Genomic DNA, 15,197 nt, shown 5'->3' on the forward strand with positions numbered 1-15,197 from the left:
GAGCGGACCGTGACCGCCACCGTCCACCAGGCATTTGCCGACACCGCGTCCCGCCACGGCGGCCAGCCGTTCCTGTGCATCCTGCCCGAAACCGCCGAGGCCTATGGCATCGCTGCGGGGGAATTGACCTATGCCGCAGCCGCCGACGCCATCGAGACGCTGCGCGCCGCGTATGCCGCCGCCGGCTACGGCCATGGCCACCGCGCGGGGCTGCTGCTGGAGAACCGTCCCGCCTTCTTCCTGCACTGGTTCGCGCTGAACGCGCTGGGGGTGTCGGTCGTGCCGATCAACCCGGACCTGCGCGCCGCCGAACTGGAATACCTGGCTGGCCACTCCGAGATCGCGTTGGCGGTCGCCCTGCCCGGGCGCCACGCGGACCTGCTGGCCGCCGCGCAGCGCGCGGGCCGCGAGCTGCGCGTGATGGGGCCGGACGATGCGCCGCCCGCCGCGCCGTTCCCGGCGCCATTGCAAGGCACGGCGCTGTCGGAACTGACCGAGTGCGCGCTGCTCTACACGTCCGGCACGACCGGCCGGCCGAAAGGCTGCATCCTGCCCAACCGCTATTTCCTGCACGCGGGCGGCTGGTACGCACGCATTGGCGGGCTTGCGGCGTTGCGGCCGGGACAGGAACGCATGCTGACGCCGCTGCCGCTGGTGCACATGAACGCCATGGCGTATTCGGCGATGGCGATGGTGCTGACGGGCGGCTGCCTGATTCCGCTGGACCGCTTCCACCCGCGCTCGTGGTGGGACAGCGTGCGCGAATCGCGCGCCACCGTGCTGCACTATCTGGGCGTCATGCCCGCCATTCTGATGAAGGCCGAGCCCACCCCGCAGGATCTGCAGCCCGCCATCCGCTTCGGCTTCGGCGCGGGCGTGGACCGCAAGCTGCATGCGCCCTTCGAGGCGCGCTTCGGCTTTCCGCTGCTGGAAGCCTGGGCCATGACCGAGACCGGCGCGGGCGCCGTCATCATCGCCAATCAGGAACCGCGCCACGTCGGCACCAGCAGCTTCGGCTGCGAGGAAGCTGACGTCGAGGTGCGCATTGTGACCGACGCGGGTGAACCGGCCGCCATTGGCGAGCCGGGCGAACTGCTGGTGCGCCATGCCGGGGAAGATCCGCGCTATGGCTTTTTTGCCGGCTACCTGAAGGACGAGGCCGCCACCAACGAAGCCTGGGAAGGCGGCTGGTTCCACACCGGCGACATCGTGCGCCGCGAGGCCGACGGCGCGCTGCGCTTCGTGGACCGCAAGAAGAACGTGATCCGCCGCAGCGGCGAGAACATCTCGGCCGTGGAAGTGGAGAGCGTGCTGATGCAGCATCCGCTGGTCAAGGCCGTGGCGGTGGCCGCCGTGCCGGATCCGGTGCGCGGCGACGAAGTGCTGGCGTGCGTGGTGCCCGAGGCCGCACCCGCCGACGCGGATGCGATGGCCGAGGCCGCGCGCAGCATCGTGCAATGGTCGCTGTCGCAGCTGGCCTACTACAAGGCGCCCGGCTATGTCGCGTTCGTGGACAGCCTGCCGCTCACCACCACCAACAAGATCCAGCGCGGCGAAATGAAGGCGCTGGCGCCCGGCCTGCCGGGCACGGCGCGCTGCGTGGACACCTGCCACCTGAAGAAGCGTCCGGCCGAAGGGGCCCACCGATGAGCCGCCTGGGCTACGACGGCGTGGTGGCGGCCCTGCCCGTCACGATTCCGTACGAACGCTATTCCACGCACGCCGCGCACTGGTGGCTGGGCCGCGCGCTGGGCGCGCTGATCCGGCAGTCCGGGTTGGCCAAGACCGACGTCGACGGCCTGTGCGTGTCCAGCTTCACGCTTGCTCCCGACACCGCGGTCGGTCTGGTCCAGCATCTGGGCATGACGCCGCGCTGGCTCGATCACATTCCGATGGGCGGCGCGAGCGGCGTGGCCGCGCTGCGCCGTGCGGCGCGCGCCGTGCAGGCGGGCGATGCCAACGTCGTGGCCTGCCTGGCCGGCGACACGAACCACGTGGACTCGTTCCGCAACACGGTCAGCCAGTTCTCGCGCTTTGCGCAGGACGCCGTCTACCCGTACGGCGCGGGCGGCCCGAACGCCAGCTTTGCCCTGCTGACCGCCAACTACATGCGCGAGACGGGCGCCACGCGCGAAGACTTCGGCAAGCTCTGCGTGGCCCAGCGCGACAACGCCCTGCGCTATCCGCACGCGCTGATGAAAAAGCCGCTGACGCTGGCGCAGTATCTGGACGCGCGCGTCATCACCGAGCCGATCCACCTGTTCGACTGCGTCATGCCGTGCGCCGGGGCCGACGCATTCCTGGTCATGAGCGAGGACCGCGCCCGCGCGCTGAAGCTTCCTTACGCGCGCATCCTGTCGACCATCGAGCGCCACAACGCCTGGATCGACGATCCGATCCAGACGCGGGGAGGCTGGACCATGGACGTGGACGAGCTGTACGGGCAAGCCAATGCCGCGCCGGCCGACATGGACTTCCTGCAGGCCTACGACGACTATCCCGTCATCAACCTGATGCAGATGGAAGATCTGGGCTTCTGCGAAAAAGGCGCCGCGCCGCAATTCGTGCGGGACAACAGCTTTACCGTGGACGGCAGCTTTCCGTTCAACACCAATGGCGGCCAGTTGTCGGTCGGCCAGGCCGGCGCGGCCGGCGGCTATCTGGGCATGGTCGAGGCGCTGCGCCAGTTGACCGGCACGGCCGGCGGCACGCAGGTCAGCGATGCGAAGCTGGGCATGGTGAGCGGCTTCGGCATGATCAATTACGACCGCGGGCTGTGCACGGCCGCGGCCATCCTGGCAAGGAGCGACGCATGACCGAGCCGCTGGCCAAGCCGCCTCGCAAGAATCCTGTCGCGCGCACCCGGCAGCCCACGCTGCCGCCGGGCTCGCGCAGCCGCAGCGCGCTGGGGCTGACCGCTGCCGCCGCCGAAGGGCGTTTCGATCTGCAGACCTGCGCCGAGTGCGGCACGGTGCAGTACCCGCCGCGCGAAGTCTGCGGCCATTGCCTGTCGGAACACCTGCCGTGGCGGCCCGCCGATCCGAACGGCGTGCTGCTGGTCAGCACCACGCTCCATCACAGCAACGACCTGTATTTCCGCGAACGCCTGCCCTGGCGCGTGGGCACGGTGCGGATGGACGCCGGTCCGTCCGTGGTGGCGCACGTCCACCAGGATTGCGCCGATGGCGCGCGTGTGCGCCTCGCGTTGAAACTGGACCGCAGCGGCCAGGCCGTGATGATCGCCCTGCCCGAAAGGAATACGCCGAACATGGAAGACGACAAGACACTGCGCGAGACCTCGTGCGATCCGAAATTCCGCCGCGTGCTGGTCACCGACGGCAAGTCGGCCGTCGGTCAGGCCGTGGCGCGCGCGCTGCTGGACGCGGGCAGCCCGATGATCTTTCTGGGCGATCCGCAGGCGTGGAAGCGTGACGCCGCGTTTGACGCGCTGGCGGCCGATCCGCGCGTGCAGGCGGTGACGCTGGACGTGACCGACACCGATTCCGTCGAACGCGTGGCAGCTTCCATCGGCGGCAAGGTCGAGATCCTGGTGAACACGGCGGACCTGGAGCGCGAAGGCGGACTGCTTAGCCGCAAGGACGTGAACACCGCGCGCGACGCGATGGACGTCAACGTACTGGGCCTGATGCGGCTGGCGCAGAGCTTCGGCCCCGCGCTGTGCGGCCGCGCCGCCGACGGCGTGAACAACGCCGCCGCGTGGGTCAACGTACTGTCGATCTACGCGCACATGAACTTGCCATCGCGCGGCATGTGGTCGGCGTCCAAGGCCGCCGCGCTATCGCTGGCGCAATGCCTGCGCGCCGAAATGCGTGGCGCGGGCGTGCGGGTGGTGAACGTGTTTCCCGGCCCGGTCGATCACGAATGGGAGCAACGCACGCCGCCGCCGCGCGTGGCGCCGGCTGCGATCGCCGCCGCGATTGTGCGCGCGCTGAAGGACGGTATCGAAGACGTGTACGTGGGCGACGTTGCGCAGGAATTCCGCGCGCGGCTGGCCGAGAACCCGAAGGGACTGGAACGGGAGCTGGGCGCGGGCGGCTGACCGCCTGCCCCGCGCGTCGTCCCCCAACAAGCACCAACAGGAGAGCACCGTGAGTCAACCCATTCTTGCCCAATTCATGACCGAGCTGGTCTCCGGCCGCATCCGCCTGGTGGACCTGACCGAGACGCTGACGCCGGAGTTTCCGACCATCGTGCTGCCGCCGGAATTCGGCCAGGCGTGGCCGTTCCGGATCGAGGAGATTTCGCGCTACGACGAGCGCGGGCCGGCCTGGTACTGGAACAATTTCTCGTGCTCGGAACACACCGGAACGCACTTCGACGCCCCCGCGCACTGGGTCACGGGCAAGGACCAGCCGGACAACACGGTGGACACGATTCCCATCGACGCCTTCATCGCCAGCGCCTGCGTGATCGACTGTTCCGCCGAAGCGGCCGGCAATCCGGACTTTTTGCTGACCATCGACTTCGTCAAGAAATGGGAAGAACAGCACGGCCGCATCCCCGCAAGGTCGTGGGTGCTGATGCGCACCGACTGGTCCAAGCGCGCCAAACCCGCCGACTACCTGAACATGCAGGCCGACGGCGCGCATTCTCCCGGGCCGGATGCCGAGGTCGTGCCCTGGCTCATCAAGGAGCGCGACGTGCACGGGTTCGGCACCGAGTCGGTGGGCACGGACGCGGGACAAGCCCAGCACCTGGATCCGCCCTACCCCTGCCACTACTACATGCACGGCAACAACCGCTACGGCCTGCAGTGCCTGACCAACCTGGACCAGCTGCCGGCCACCGGCGCGGTGATCTTCTCGGCGCCGCTCAAGATCCGCAGCGGCTCGGGCAGTCCGCTGCGCGTGCTGGCGCTGGCGCCCACGGCCTGATCGCGGCCGGACCATACCAATAAATCAAGGGGGAACCATGACGCAAACCCATGTGGCCATCGTGACCGGCGGCAGCGCCGGCATCGGGGCGGAAATCTGCCGCAGCATGCTGGATGCGGGCTACGAGGTGATCTCGATGGCACGCCGCGCCGCGGACTTCTCGCATCCGCGCCTGCACAACGTGCAGGTCGACCTGCTTGACGCCACCGCGACCGCGCAGGCGGGCGCCGAAGCCGCCGCCCAATTTCCGATCAGCCACGTTATCCACAACGCCGGCGTGATCTGGCCGAATCTGCTGCCGCAGGTCACGCAGGAAGAGCTGCATGGTCTGACGCAGATCCATCTGGGCGCCGCCATCAGCCTGGTGCAGGCCGCGCTGCCAGGCATGCAGGAACGCAAGTTCGGCCGCATCGTGATGATGTCGTCGCGCGGCGCGCTGGGCCTGCCCACGCGCACCGCCTATTCGGCCACCAAGGCCGGCATGGTGGGCATGGCCCGCACCTGGTCGCTGGAACTGGCGCCATACGGCATCACCGTCAACGTGGTGGCGCCCGGCCCGATCCAGACCGACATGTTCTACGAGGTGATCGAGGCCGGCAGCGAACGCGAACGCCAGCTTGCCGAGGGCATTCCGGTCAAGCGCCTGGGCCGCTCGGACGACGTGGCGCGCGCCGTCATGTTCTTTGCGGATCCGGCCAACAGCTTCGTCACCGGCCAGACGCTGTTCGTCTGCGGCGGCGCCAGCGTCAGCTCCATCACCATCTGACCGCCCCGCGCTTCGGGTTTTGACGGATAGGTAAGCACCGGGACCCGGGTCTACAGTGCTGATCCTTGAACGTAAGAAAGTTTAAGCAACAAGTATTCCCGCAGTTCCCGTTTTCTCCGCTTTCCAGCCGCACTCCCACTCTGCTCCCTACCCCGGAGGTTTTGCCATGCTGTCGAAGAAACTCCCCCTGGCCGCTGCCGCCGCCATCGCCACCCTGTTCGCCCTGCCCGCCCTGGCGCAAGTCAAGGTCGGCGTGGTCACCTCGTCCACCGGCCCCACCGCGCTGGTCGGGATTCCGCAGAAGAACACGGTGCCGCTGCTGCCCAAGAAGATCGGCGACCTGACCGTGGAATACATCTCGCTGGACGACGCCAGCGATTCCACGAACTCGGTCACGGCCTTCAAGAAGCTGATCTCGGAGCAGAACGTGGATGCGCTGATCGGGCCGTCGGGCTCGCCCAACGCCATGGGCGTGATCCAGTTCGCCGCCGAGGCCGGCGTGCCGATGCTGGCGCCGGTGGGCACCGCCGCGGTGGTGCTGCCGATGAACGACCAGAAGAAGTGGGTGTTCAAGACCACGCAGAACGACGACATCATCGCGCGCGCGCTGGTGGACCACATGGCCAAGACCGGCATCAAGACGGTCGGCTTCATCGGCCTGAACGATCCCTATGGCGAGAATTGGTACAAGGTGTTCTCGGGCCTGGCCGCGGAAAAGGGCATCAAGATCGCCGCCAACGAACGCTACCTGCGCTTTGACAGCTCGGTCACCGGCCAGGCGCTGAAGATCCTGGCCGCCAAGCCCGACGCCGTGCTGGTCGCCGCGCCCGGCGCTGCCAGCGTGCTGCCGCAGACGACGCTGTTCGATCAGGGCTACAAGGGCAAGTTCTACCAGACCCACGGCGCCGCGCTGCCCGACTTCCTGAAGCTGGGCGGCAAGAAGGTCGAAGGCACGGTGCTGGCCGCCAGCCTGATGCTGGTGCTGCCGGAAATGCCGGACAGCAACCCGTCCAAGAAGGTGGCCACCGAGTACATCGCCGCCTACGAAAAGCTCAACGGCTCCAAGCCCGCCACCTTCGGCGCCAACGTCTATGACGCCGGCCTGCTGCTGGAAAAGGCCGTGCCGATCGCCGAGAAGGCCGGCAAGCCGGGCACCAAGGAGTTCCGCAGCGCCCTGCGCGACGCGCTGGAGCAGACCAAGGAGCTGGTCGGCACGCAAGGCGTCTACAACATGAGCGCCGCCGACCACAGCGGCTTTGACGAACGCGGCCGCGAACTCATCACCGTCAAGGACGGCAACTGGACCCTGGTCAAGTAGGAGGGGTTCCCCCCGAGGCGCTGCGCGCTTCCCCCCAGGGGGCATGCCAGCGGACCGGCGGAGCCCGGATCCGCGGCATCCCGATGGGACGCGCAGCGCCTGCTTGCTGGCGACGCCCGCGCCGCATGTGAGCGGGGGTGCCTGGCGTGCTTCTCTGTATCACCCGGAATTTCGCATGAATGCTCAGATTGCTCTGATACTCGGGCAGGACGGCATCACCAATGGCGCCATCTACGCGCTCCTGGCGTTGTCCATCCTGCTCGTCTTCACCGTCACCCGCGTCCTGTTCATCCCGCAGGGCGAGTTTGTCGCCTTTGGCGCGCTCACCATGGCCGCCATGCAGGCCGGCAAGCCCATCCTGCTCGTCTGGCTGCTGCTTGCGTTCGCGCTGGCCGAGGTCATCGCCGATCTGATGGCGCGCCGCAAGCGCCCGGCGCGCGGCCGCACCCACTGGCGCATGGCCGCCAAGGTGATCTATCCGCTGGCGCTGGCGCTGCTGCTGTACCGCCTGCCGCTCGCACAACTGCCGATGGCCGTGCAGGCGCTCCTGACATTGCTGTTGCTGGTGCCGATGGGACCGCAGCTCTATCGCCTGTTCTATCAGCCGATCGCGTCGGCCTCGACGCTGGTGCTGCTGATCGTATCCATCGCGGTCCATCTGGCGCTCGTCGGCCTGGGGCTGCTGGCCTTCGGCGCGGAAGGCGCGCGCACCGCGCCGTTCAGCGACGCCAGCATGACGCTCGGCCCGGTCAACGTGAACAGCCAGGCGCTGTGGGTGGTGGCGGTGTCAGTGGTGCTGATCGTCGTGCTGTACCAGTTCTTTGAACGCTCGATGTACGGCAAGGCGCTGCGCGCCGCGGCGTTCAACCGCATCGGCGCGCGCCTGATGGGCATCTCGCCCGTATTCGCGGGCAAGGCCACGTTCTTTCTGGCCGCGTTGATCGGCACCGTGTCGGGCATCCTGATCGCACCCATCACCACCATGTATTTCGATTCGGGCTTCATGGTCAGCCTGAAAGGCTTTGTGGGCGCCATCATCGGCGGGCTGGTGAGCTATCCGCTGGCGGCGGCGGGCGCCGTGCTGGTCGGGCTGATCGAAGCTTTCTCGTCGTTCTGGGCCAGCGCCTACAAGGAAATCATCGTGTTCACGCTGATCATCCCCGTGCTGCTCTGGCGTTCACTCAACAGCCATCACGTCGAGGAAGAAGACGAATGACCCCGCGCCACATCCTCTTCGCCTTCCTGGCCCTGCTGGCGCTCGGCCCCCTGGTGCTGCCGCCGTTTTACGTGACCTTGCTGAACTACATCGGCCTGTATGCGCTGGTCGCGCTGGGCCTGGTGCTGCTGACCGGCGTCGGCGGCCTGACCAGCTTCGGCCAGGCTGCCTTCGTGGGCGTGGGCGCCTACACGACGGCGCTGCTGACAACTCGCGCGGACACGCTGCCGTCGTGGCTCGGCTGGCTGGGCGCATCGCCCTGGCTCACGCTGCTGGCCGGCCTGGCGCTGACGCTGGCGCTGGCCTACCTGCTGGGCGCGATCACGCTGAAGCTGTCCGGCCACTTCCTGCCGCTGGGCACCATCGCCTGGGGGCTGTCGCTGTACTTCGTCTTCGGCTCGGTCGAAGGGCTGGGCGGCCACACCGGCATCCCGGACATTCCGGCCATCAGCCTGTTCGGCTGGACGCTCAACCAGGGCGGCAACATCTATTACCTGATCTGGGCTTTCCTGCTGGTCGCCGTGTGGTCCACGCAGAACCTGCTGGACTCGCGCGAAGGCCGCGCCATCCGCGCGCTCAAGGGCGGGCGCGTAATGGCCGAATCCATGGGCGTGGACACGGCGCGCTCGCGCATGGTGATCTTCGTCATCGCGGCGCTGCAGGCCTGCGCGTCGGGGTGGCTGTACGCGCACATGCAGCGCTTCGTGAACCCCAACCCCTTCGGCCTGCAGATGGGCATCGAATACCTGTTCATGACCGTCATCGGCGGCGCCGGACAGGTGTGGGGCGCGCTGGTCGGCGCGGGCGTCTTCACGGTGCTCAAGCAATGGCTGCAGGACCTGCTGCCCAAGGTGCTGGGCCAGACCGGCAACTTCGAAGTGATCGTCTTCGGCTTCGGCATGGTGCTGCTGCTGCACCGCGCCCGCAGCGGCCTGTGGCCGGTGCTGACGCGCTGGGTGCCGGTCAAACGCAAGCCGCGCCAGGTCGACATGACGGCCGAACCGCTGCCCCGGCGCACCATGCCGCCGCGCGGCGAGGTGGTGTTGAAAGCCGTGGACGTGACGCGCAAGTTCGGCGGCCTGGTGGCCAACAACGCCATGAACCTGGAGATCCGCGCGGGCGAAGTGCTGGCGCTGATCGGCCCCAATGGCGCGGGCAAGAGCACGATGTTCAACCAGATCTCGGGCGTGGACACGCCCACGTCGGGACAGGTGACGCTGCTGGGCCAGCCGGTGGCCGGCGTGGGTGCGCGCAAGATTGCGCGCCTGGGTCTGTCGCGCACGTTCCAGCACGTGCGGCTGCTGGGCCGCATGAGCGTGCTGGAAAACGTGGCCATCGGCGCGCACCTGCGCGGGCATCGCGGCGTGCTGCCGGCCGCCTGGCGGCTGGACCGGCCCGAAGAGGCGCGCCTGCTGGCCGAAGCCGCGCGTCAGGTCGAGCGCGTGGGGCTGGGCAAGCATCTGCATGACGAGGCGGGCTCGCTGGCGCTGGGCCAGCAGCGCATTCTGGAGATCGCGCGCGCGCTGGCGTCCGACCCGTGCATCCTGCTGCTGGACGAACCCGCGGCCGGCCTGCGCTATCAAGAGAAATGCGAGCTGGCCGAGCTGCTCAAGCGCCTGCGCGCCGAAGGCATGGCCATCCTGCTTGTCGAACACGACATGGATTTCGTGATGGGGCTGGTGGATCGCGTGGTGGTCATGGACTTCGGCGAAAAGATCGCCGAAGGGTTGCCGGCAGAGATCCAGCAGAATCCCGCGGTGCTTGAGGCCTATCTGGGCGGAGTGGAAGAATGAGCGCGAAACTGCTGCAAGTGCGCGACCTGCGCGTGGCCTACGACAAGGTCGAGGCGGTCTCCGGCGTCAGCCTGGAAGTGGGCGAAGGCCAGATCGTGACCGTGATCGGTCCCAACGGCGCGGGCAAGACCACGCTGCTGTCGGCCATCATGGGCGTGCTGCCGTCACAGGGCGGCATCACCTTCGGCGGCAAGGCGCAGGAACACGCCGAAATCGAGGAAATGGTCGCCGCGGGCATGAATCTGGTGCCCGAAAAGCGCGAGCTTTTCGCGGAAATGACGGTCGAGGACAACCTCATGCTGGGCGCCTTCGACCGCTATCGCCGAGGCCTGCGCGACCAGGACCAGACGCTGGCCGAGGTCTTTGAACTGTTTCCCCGGCTGCAGGAACGGCGCGCGCAATTGGCCGGCACGCTATCCGGCGGCGAGCGCCAGATGCTGGCCGTGGGCCGCGCACTGATGGCCAAACCCCGCCTGCTGATGCTGGACGAACCCAGCCTGGGGCTGGCGCCGCGCATCGTGCGCGAAGTGTTCCGCATCGTCGCGCGGCTGCGCGAGATGGGCGTGTCCATCCTCTTGATCGAACAGAACGCGCGCGCCGCGCTGCAGGTGGCCGATTACGCCTATGTGCTGGAAACCGGAACGGTGACTCTTGAAGGTCCGGCGGCCGAGGTGGCGCAGGATCCGCGCGTCGTGGAGGTCTATCTGGGACTGGGGCACGGCGCGTCTGCGTGACGCAGGCTGCCGGGTCGGCAGGCTGGGTCAGGCCACGCCGCGACGCCGATCGCGGCGGTACAGCGCATACCCCAGCGGGTACATGACGGCCACGAGAAACGTCGCGACCGGATGGGTCAGCCGGTAGGCCTGCACGGCCGTCGGCACGCCGGAATGCTTCAGGTGCAGGCGAAAACGCGTGTAGCGCGCCGCCGCCATCATGAATTCGCGCGGGCGGTAGCGGAAGAATTCCAGGTGATGCTGCAGCATGTCCCACGCCAGCAGGTACAGGCCCTGGGCGTTGTTGCTGACGGACACCGCGCCCTGGCTCAGGCCACCGGGCGTGTCGTGATAGGTGCGCACCACGCGGTTGATGAAGCGGCTGAGATACCCCGCACGCGCCACCGCCCACCACACCAGGCTTTCGGGCACGAAGCCCGCCACGTCCTCGGGAAACGGGTACTTGCGCAGGATGTCCGTGCGCATACAGCCGAATTTCTCGCCCTTGATGCGGTAGCGGAAATACACGTCGACGGCGGTGCTGTCGAACACGTCCTGCGGATAACGGTCGCCGACGATGGTGCCGTCGGGCCGCGCGCACAGCCCGGTAATGGCGAAATACGAGTCGCGGCGCGCGGGCGGAATCGCGTTCCAGGCCTCATGGAAAATGGCCAGCGCGTCCGGCGGCATTTCGTCGTCGCTATCCAGGCCCACGATCATCTGGCCGCGCGCCTCGCGCACGCCACGATTGAAGGCGGTCTTCTTGTGCTGATTGTTCTGCCAGACATAGCGGATCGGAAAATCCGCCAGCGATTGCCAATGCAGGATGGACTCGTGCGTGTTGTCGGTGGAGCCGTCGTCCACCACCACCCATTCAAAATCCCGGAAAGTCTGCTGGCAGAGCGATTCGTAGACGCGGTGCAGGGTTCCTGCCCGGTTGTAGGTCGGCGTCAGAACGGTGAAAAAAATCGGTGTATCGGTCATGCCTGCTGTGCCCCTTGCGATCTTCCAGAAACCGCTGCGGTCTTGGTTCTTATGATTTCGCCTGAAGTGTAGGGGATATGCCTCGGGGAACCGATTCCACGGCTTTGGAATTTGCAATCAAATCTGACAAACCGTGCGGTTTTCTTGTTTCACAACTCCAGGATCGCATTTTCGCTGGGCTACGCCACGGCTCGATACAGCATGTTTATCAATCACTTCGGCGAGCTCAGCATATTCCGGTGCTTTCCGACACTTGATCCGGCTTCCCCTTGCGTGGCTCCCATGTGGCTCTTGGAAACCGGACTTTCCGAGGAGTCATTATGGCGAAGATCATGCTCACCAAGTCCGCAGCCCATGCGGCGCATTCCTTGCTGACGCGGCGCTTCTTAGCCAACAGTTTGAGGGCGGAAAGGCGACGGCCTCCGGCGACGACTTCGTAATGCTCTCCGTTAGCTGTCGCGATCACGATCAGGTTTTGCAGCAGACCGACACGCAGGATGCTGGCGCCGAGTTCGGCAATCGACAATGCGCGGGGTCTTGCTCACGTTGCGGCCCATGAGACGCGAAACCTGCCGAGACAACGGCACCAAAATCAGGTTTTTGCTCGGATCGGCGGCTTCCCGCACGGCAGGCGCGGCGCTGGCCGTGGCGTGGATGGACTGTGCTTCGATGTGGTTGATTGCGTTCATGGTGAAAACTCCTTGCGATGATGGAATGCAGCAGAGAATGACGCGACAAGGGTTGCTGCCTTCCCCTGCCGCGCAGAGGAATCAGGCTTTCAACTGGCGCAGGCCATCGGCCAGCAGCGATTGAGGCGAATATCGGAATCAATGCTCTGTACCAGGCGGGTCTGCAGGCGGCCTCCGTTGGTGCTGTGGCCAGACAAAACACCTTTGGTCAGGTTGTCTTGGGGGCGGTTGAACACGCTCCACAAGTCCGGTCGGTGGTCGTCGAACCTGCGCGCCATCAGAATTTGCGATTCGGTGATGGGTGCGGGCTTGTCGGGGTTGCCGTGATTGAGCGACAGCGCGGCGCGTGCGAACACTTCGGCCTCGACTTCGTCCCGCGTGATGGCCTGCATGGATTCACGGGATTCCAGCGCCCGATCAAAGCCGTGCAGCACCTAATAGGCATCTTCGAGAATTTGTCCGGCCACGTCGCCCTTATGAGGCAAGCGCACATCGGCCACGGTTTCGCCGCACACCAGCCCAATGCTACACACGAAGCGGAGCATTCCGGCCAGCATCTGGTAGCTGCTGGTGCCATCGTGCGAGTTAAGCAGGACGAATTCGTTGGCCTCGCCTCGGGCATTCATCTGGCTGGCGTGGCGCAGCCGGATCATGTGCTTGGTGTAGTCACGCCGGTCTTCGTGGCAGGTGCGGGTCTGCGTCACCATGAATGGCTGAAAACCTACGAACGCGAAGACAGCGGCATTCGCCGCGACCTGTTCACGGAAGGCGACAAAGGCGTCTATCTGACCGATGCCGCGCTGCTGGAACGGCTGGCCAGAACAAGTTGGCCAGCATTACCACCGAGGTGAAGGCCAAGGGTTGGGCATGGGTGGATGCCCTTCGCCACCAACGACAAACGCACGGGCAAACGCATTTCCGAAACATTGGGCGGCCCCTAAGTTGCGCGCCCAACGCATCTACTGACGCCACTGGCTTGCACCCTGGCGGGGGCACCTGATGGTGTCGCGTCAGGAGACGGCGCGGCCGCTGCTGACGCCAGGCGAAGTGATGCAGTCGCCGACCGATGAAGCGGTAGTGATGGTGTCCAGTGTCGTGCCGATCAAGGCGAAGAAGCTGCGCTATTTCGCCGACACCAATTTCAACGACCGGGTATTGCCGCCGCCTGCTGTGACCGGTGGCCCCTGTTCGGCGTTGTTCTTCAACAAGAGGACTTCGAGATGAGTACGACCTGGATACTGCGGCCGGGGGCCCCTGCCCAAGACCGAGATCATCAAGCTGTCCTTCGCTTGCCCAGCCTACCTCGACCGCTACGCCGCGCTGCATGCGCAGGCGTATGGTGAGGCGGTCGATGTCATGGCGCTGATCCCGCACATGCTGGACGTGTTCAGGCTGGGATCGGGGATTCTGCAATGGGCCGGGCGGAAATCACAAGATTCTGGCGGAATTCGATAATGTCCGTTATCGACAAATCAAAGGATGAGAAATTCATCTTTCGTCACTATAATGAGTGTTTCAATGAGTTACGCGAGCTTATCGGTCATCAGTGATGACGTGCGCTAAACGCAAGTATCCCTCCGCATGAATGGAGGCACATAGGGAGGGCGGCTTGAGCAAAACCAACGGCGCGGCGGAGCTTTTGTCCGTTGCAAACAATCCTAAGTATTCGGAGTCTGGCGGTGGGCACGGAGCTAAAGGGGTCGACTTTTCACGCATTTGGGCCGTTTTCCGAATGATAGAGTTGGAAAAGGCCAATGAACCAGACTTCTTGCTCTTATTCGAATCCATTCAGGATGTCGCAGAACTTGATTCTGAAACAGCCCCGACTCGCGTGAAAGTCTACCAAGTCAAGAAGAAGGACTCCGGCACGTGGACATGGTCCGTACTCACTGGCACCGTCGAACCCAAGACCGAACCTGTCTCCTCGAAGAAGCCTACTAAGACGAAAGCTTCTCCATCCAAGCTTCCGAAGCTCCCTGACTTCAAAAAGGTCCCAGAATCCATTCTCGGAAAGCTTCACCTCAGCTTGAACGCTTTCACAGCCCTTCCAGCAGAAGGCATATTCCTATCCAATCAAGGCTGCGACTTCCCCCTTAGAGCCGGCGGTTCGACGGCCACGACGATGCCTTGCTCGCTGGCTGATCTAGCAACTGAGCATGTGAAACTTTTGACCGATGCTTTCACTTCACTCTCGTCTGCTGGAACGCCGCCAGATCTGACTCGCGTAAGGCTGCAGAAGGTTGCAATACACCCGGACAACCTCAACGCGCCTGCAATTGAAGCTGCGCTGGACTTGCTGAACGAGCGCAGCCCGGAACACGCCGGCCAAGCCAAGGCTTTTGTTGAATCGCTCGTGATGAAAATTTCGCCCCTGACTCGCCGGACTGACAACTGCCCGTCGTTTGACGAGCTCATCAAGGAGCGTGGATTTTCCAGGGGCTCATTTATCGCGGCTTTGGCGGCACTAGAGACTGTGCCTGACCGCCACGCGTTATTCAATGATTGGATGAACCAGCTTCAAATAGAAGGACTGGACTTCATGACGATTTCATCGGTACGCGTCGCAGCCGCGCGTGCTCAGCGAGATCGGCTTGTCGGAGGAACTGACGTCTCTAGAGAAATTGACGAATTCAGCGATTCCTGGATTGCGGCTAATCCGCCCACATCAAACTTGCTGCCATTTGTCGAGGCCGCTCTGGCCGAGCTTAAGATTCAGTTCGGAACAATTAGCGACAACGATCTGATCGCCCGATTTATCATGAGAGCTATAACGAAATGCGTGGACCCGATCTAAGACTCCTCGTCCGAAGCCTGAGAACTAAA

At 65.2% G+C, this 15,197-nt stretch carries 11 protein-coding genes and 4 pseudogenes; 12 read left to right on the forward strand and 3 right to left on the reverse strand.

From position 1 onward, the window contains the following. Window positions 1-9 precede the first annotated feature (9 nt). The 9 genes from KW836_RS23655 (at window position 10) to KW836_RS23695 (ending at window position 10,722) form a co-directional block, all read left to right on the forward strand. Window positions 10-1,650 (forward strand): AMP-binding protein, encoded by a 1,641-nt coding sequence (locus KW836_RS23655; protein ID WP_218344927.1) that lies wholly within the window; start codon window positions 10-12, stop codon window positions 1,648-1,650. Continuing rightward, window positions 1,647-2,816 carry a thiolase family protein gene (locus KW836_RS23660; protein ID WP_218344928.1) on the forward strand — a complete coding sequence of 390 codons (1,170 nt, stop codon included), beginning with the start codon at window positions 1,647-1,649 and terminating at the stop codon, window positions 2,814-2,816. The genes KW836_RS23655 and KW836_RS23660 overlap by 4 nt, the downstream gene beginning before the upstream one ends. Next, window positions 2,813-4,060 carry an SDR family NAD(P)-dependent oxidoreductase gene (locus tag KW836_RS23665; protein WP_218344929.1) on the forward strand — a complete coding sequence of 416 codons (1,248 nt, stop codon included), beginning with the start codon at window positions 2,813-2,815 and terminating at the stop codon, window positions 4,058-4,060. The genes KW836_RS23660 and KW836_RS23665 overlap by 4 nt, the downstream gene beginning before the upstream one ends. A gap of 49 nt (window positions 4,061-4,109) precedes the next feature. After that, window positions 4,110-4,895, forward strand: coding sequence for a cyclase family protein (locus KW836_RS23670; protein ID WP_152383539.1), 786 nt, complete (start codon window positions 4,110-4,112; stop codon window positions 4,893-4,895). Window positions 4,896-4,932: 37 nt separating this feature from the next. Then, complete coding sequence (locus tag KW836_RS23675; RefSeq protein ID WP_175123223.1) at window positions 4,933-5,661, forward strand: SDR family NAD(P)-dependent oxidoreductase; 729 nt, start codon at window positions 4,933-4,935, stop codon at window positions 5,659-5,661. Between the two features lie 166 nt (window positions 5,662-5,827). Continuing rightward, a complete protein-coding gene (locus KW836_RS23680) occupies window positions 5,828-6,979 on the forward strand; it encodes an ABC transporter substrate-binding protein (RefSeq protein ID WP_175123224.1) in 1,152 nt (383 codons plus the stop codon). A gap of 175 nt (window positions 6,980-7,154) precedes the next feature. Beyond that, window positions 7,155-8,195 (forward strand): branched-chain amino acid ABC transporter permease, encoded by a 1,041-nt coding sequence (locus tag KW836_RS23685; protein ID WP_175184095.1) that lies wholly within the window; start codon window positions 7,155-7,157, stop codon window positions 8,193-8,195. Further along, window positions 8,192-9,988: an ATP-binding cassette domain-containing protein gene (locus tag KW836_RS23690; protein ID WP_218344930.1), complete on the forward strand. Its 1,797-nt coding sequence runs from the start codon at window positions 8,192-8,194 to the stop codon at window positions 9,986-9,988. Before KW836_RS23685 ends, KW836_RS23690 begins: the two co-directional genes overlap by 4 nt. After that, the gene (locus tag KW836_RS23695) at window positions 9,985-10,722 is read left to right on the forward strand and encodes an ABC transporter ATP-binding protein (RefSeq protein WP_218344931.1); all 738 of its coding nucleotides are present in this window, start codon (window positions 9,985-9,987) and stop codon (window positions 10,720-10,722) included. Before KW836_RS23690 ends, KW836_RS23695 begins: the two co-directional genes overlap by 4 nt. Window positions 10,723-10,749: 27 nt before the next feature. Here KW836_RS23695 and KW836_RS23700 read toward each other — a convergent pair whose 3' ends face one another. The 3 genes and pseudogenes from KW836_RS23700 to KW836_RS23710 form a co-directional block, all read right to left on the reverse strand. Next, window positions 10,750-11,685 (reverse strand): glycosyltransferase family A protein, encoded by a 936-nt coding sequence (locus tag KW836_RS23700; RefSeq protein WP_175123228.1) that lies wholly within the window; start codon window positions 11,683-11,685, stop codon window positions 10,750-10,752. A gap of 364 nt (window positions 11,686-12,049) precedes the next feature. Beyond that, window positions 12,050-12,374: pseudogene (locus KW836_RS23705) on the reverse strand (ParB/Srx family N-terminal domain-containing protein); the annotation flags it as partial. Between the two features lie 81 nt (window positions 12,375-12,455). After that, window positions 12,456-13,096 (reverse strand): annotated as a pseudogene (locus KW836_RS23710) (DUF932 domain-containing protein); the annotation flags it as partial. A gap of 144 nt (window positions 13,097-13,240) precedes the next feature. Between KW836_RS23710 and KW836_RS28200 the strand changes: the two are divergent. From KW836_RS28200 to KW836_RS23725, 3 genes and pseudogenes are all read left to right on the forward strand, one after another. Beyond that, a pseudogene (locus KW836_RS28200) lies at window positions 13,241-13,556 on the forward strand (type IV secretory system conjugative DNA transfer family protein); the annotation flags it as partial. Window positions 13,557-13,594: 38 nt separating this feature from the next. Then, window positions 13,595-13,829: pseudogene (locus tag KW836_RS23720) on the forward strand (DUF2274 domain-containing protein). 154 nt (window positions 13,830-13,983) lie between these two features. After that, window positions 13,984-15,168, forward strand: coding sequence for a dsDNA nuclease domain-containing protein (locus KW836_RS23725; RefSeq protein WP_218344932.1), 1,185 nt, complete (start codon window positions 13,984-13,986; stop codon window positions 15,166-15,168). Window positions 15,169-15,197 lie beyond the last annotated feature (29 nt).

The sequence above is a fragment of the Achromobacter sp. ACM05 genome (assembly GCF_019218915.1).
GTDB lineage: Bacteria > Pseudomonadota > Gammaproteobacteria > Burkholderiales > Burkholderiaceae_B > Achromobacter > Achromobacter animicus.

Excerpts from the sequence above, each read along its gene's own strand:
- KW836_RS23660 (WP_218344928.1), top strand. The coding sequence starts at position 1,647 with ATGAGCCGCCTGGGCTACGACGGCGTGGTGGCGGCCCTGCCCGTCACG.
- KW836_RS23665 (WP_218344929.1), top strand. The coding sequence starts at position 2,813 with ATGACCGAGCCGCTGGCCAAGCCGCCTCGCAAGAATCCTGTCGCGCGC.
- KW836_RS23675 (WP_175123223.1), top strand. The coding sequence starts at position 4,933 with ATGACGCAAACCCATGTGGCCATCGTGACCGGCGGCAGCGCCGGCATC.
- KW836_RS23680 (WP_175123224.1), top strand. The coding sequence starts at position 5,828 with ATGCTGTCGAAGAAACTCCCCCTGGCCGCTGCCGCCGCCATCGCCACC.
- KW836_RS23685 (WP_175184095.1), top strand. The coding sequence starts at position 7,155 with ATGAATGCTCAGATTGCTCTGATACTCGGGCAGGACGGCATCACCAAT.
- KW836_RS23690 (WP_218344930.1), top strand. The coding sequence starts at position 8,192 with ATGACCCCGCGCCACATCCTCTTCGCCTTCCTGGCCCTGCTGGCGCTC.
- KW836_RS23695 (WP_218344931.1), top strand. The coding sequence starts at position 9,985 with ATGAGCGCGAAACTGCTGCAAGTGCGCGACCTGCGCGTGGCCTACGAC.
- KW836_RS23700 (WP_175123228.1), bottom strand. The coding sequence starts at position 11,685 with ATGACCGATACACCGATTTTTTTCACCGTTCTGACGCCGACCTACAAC.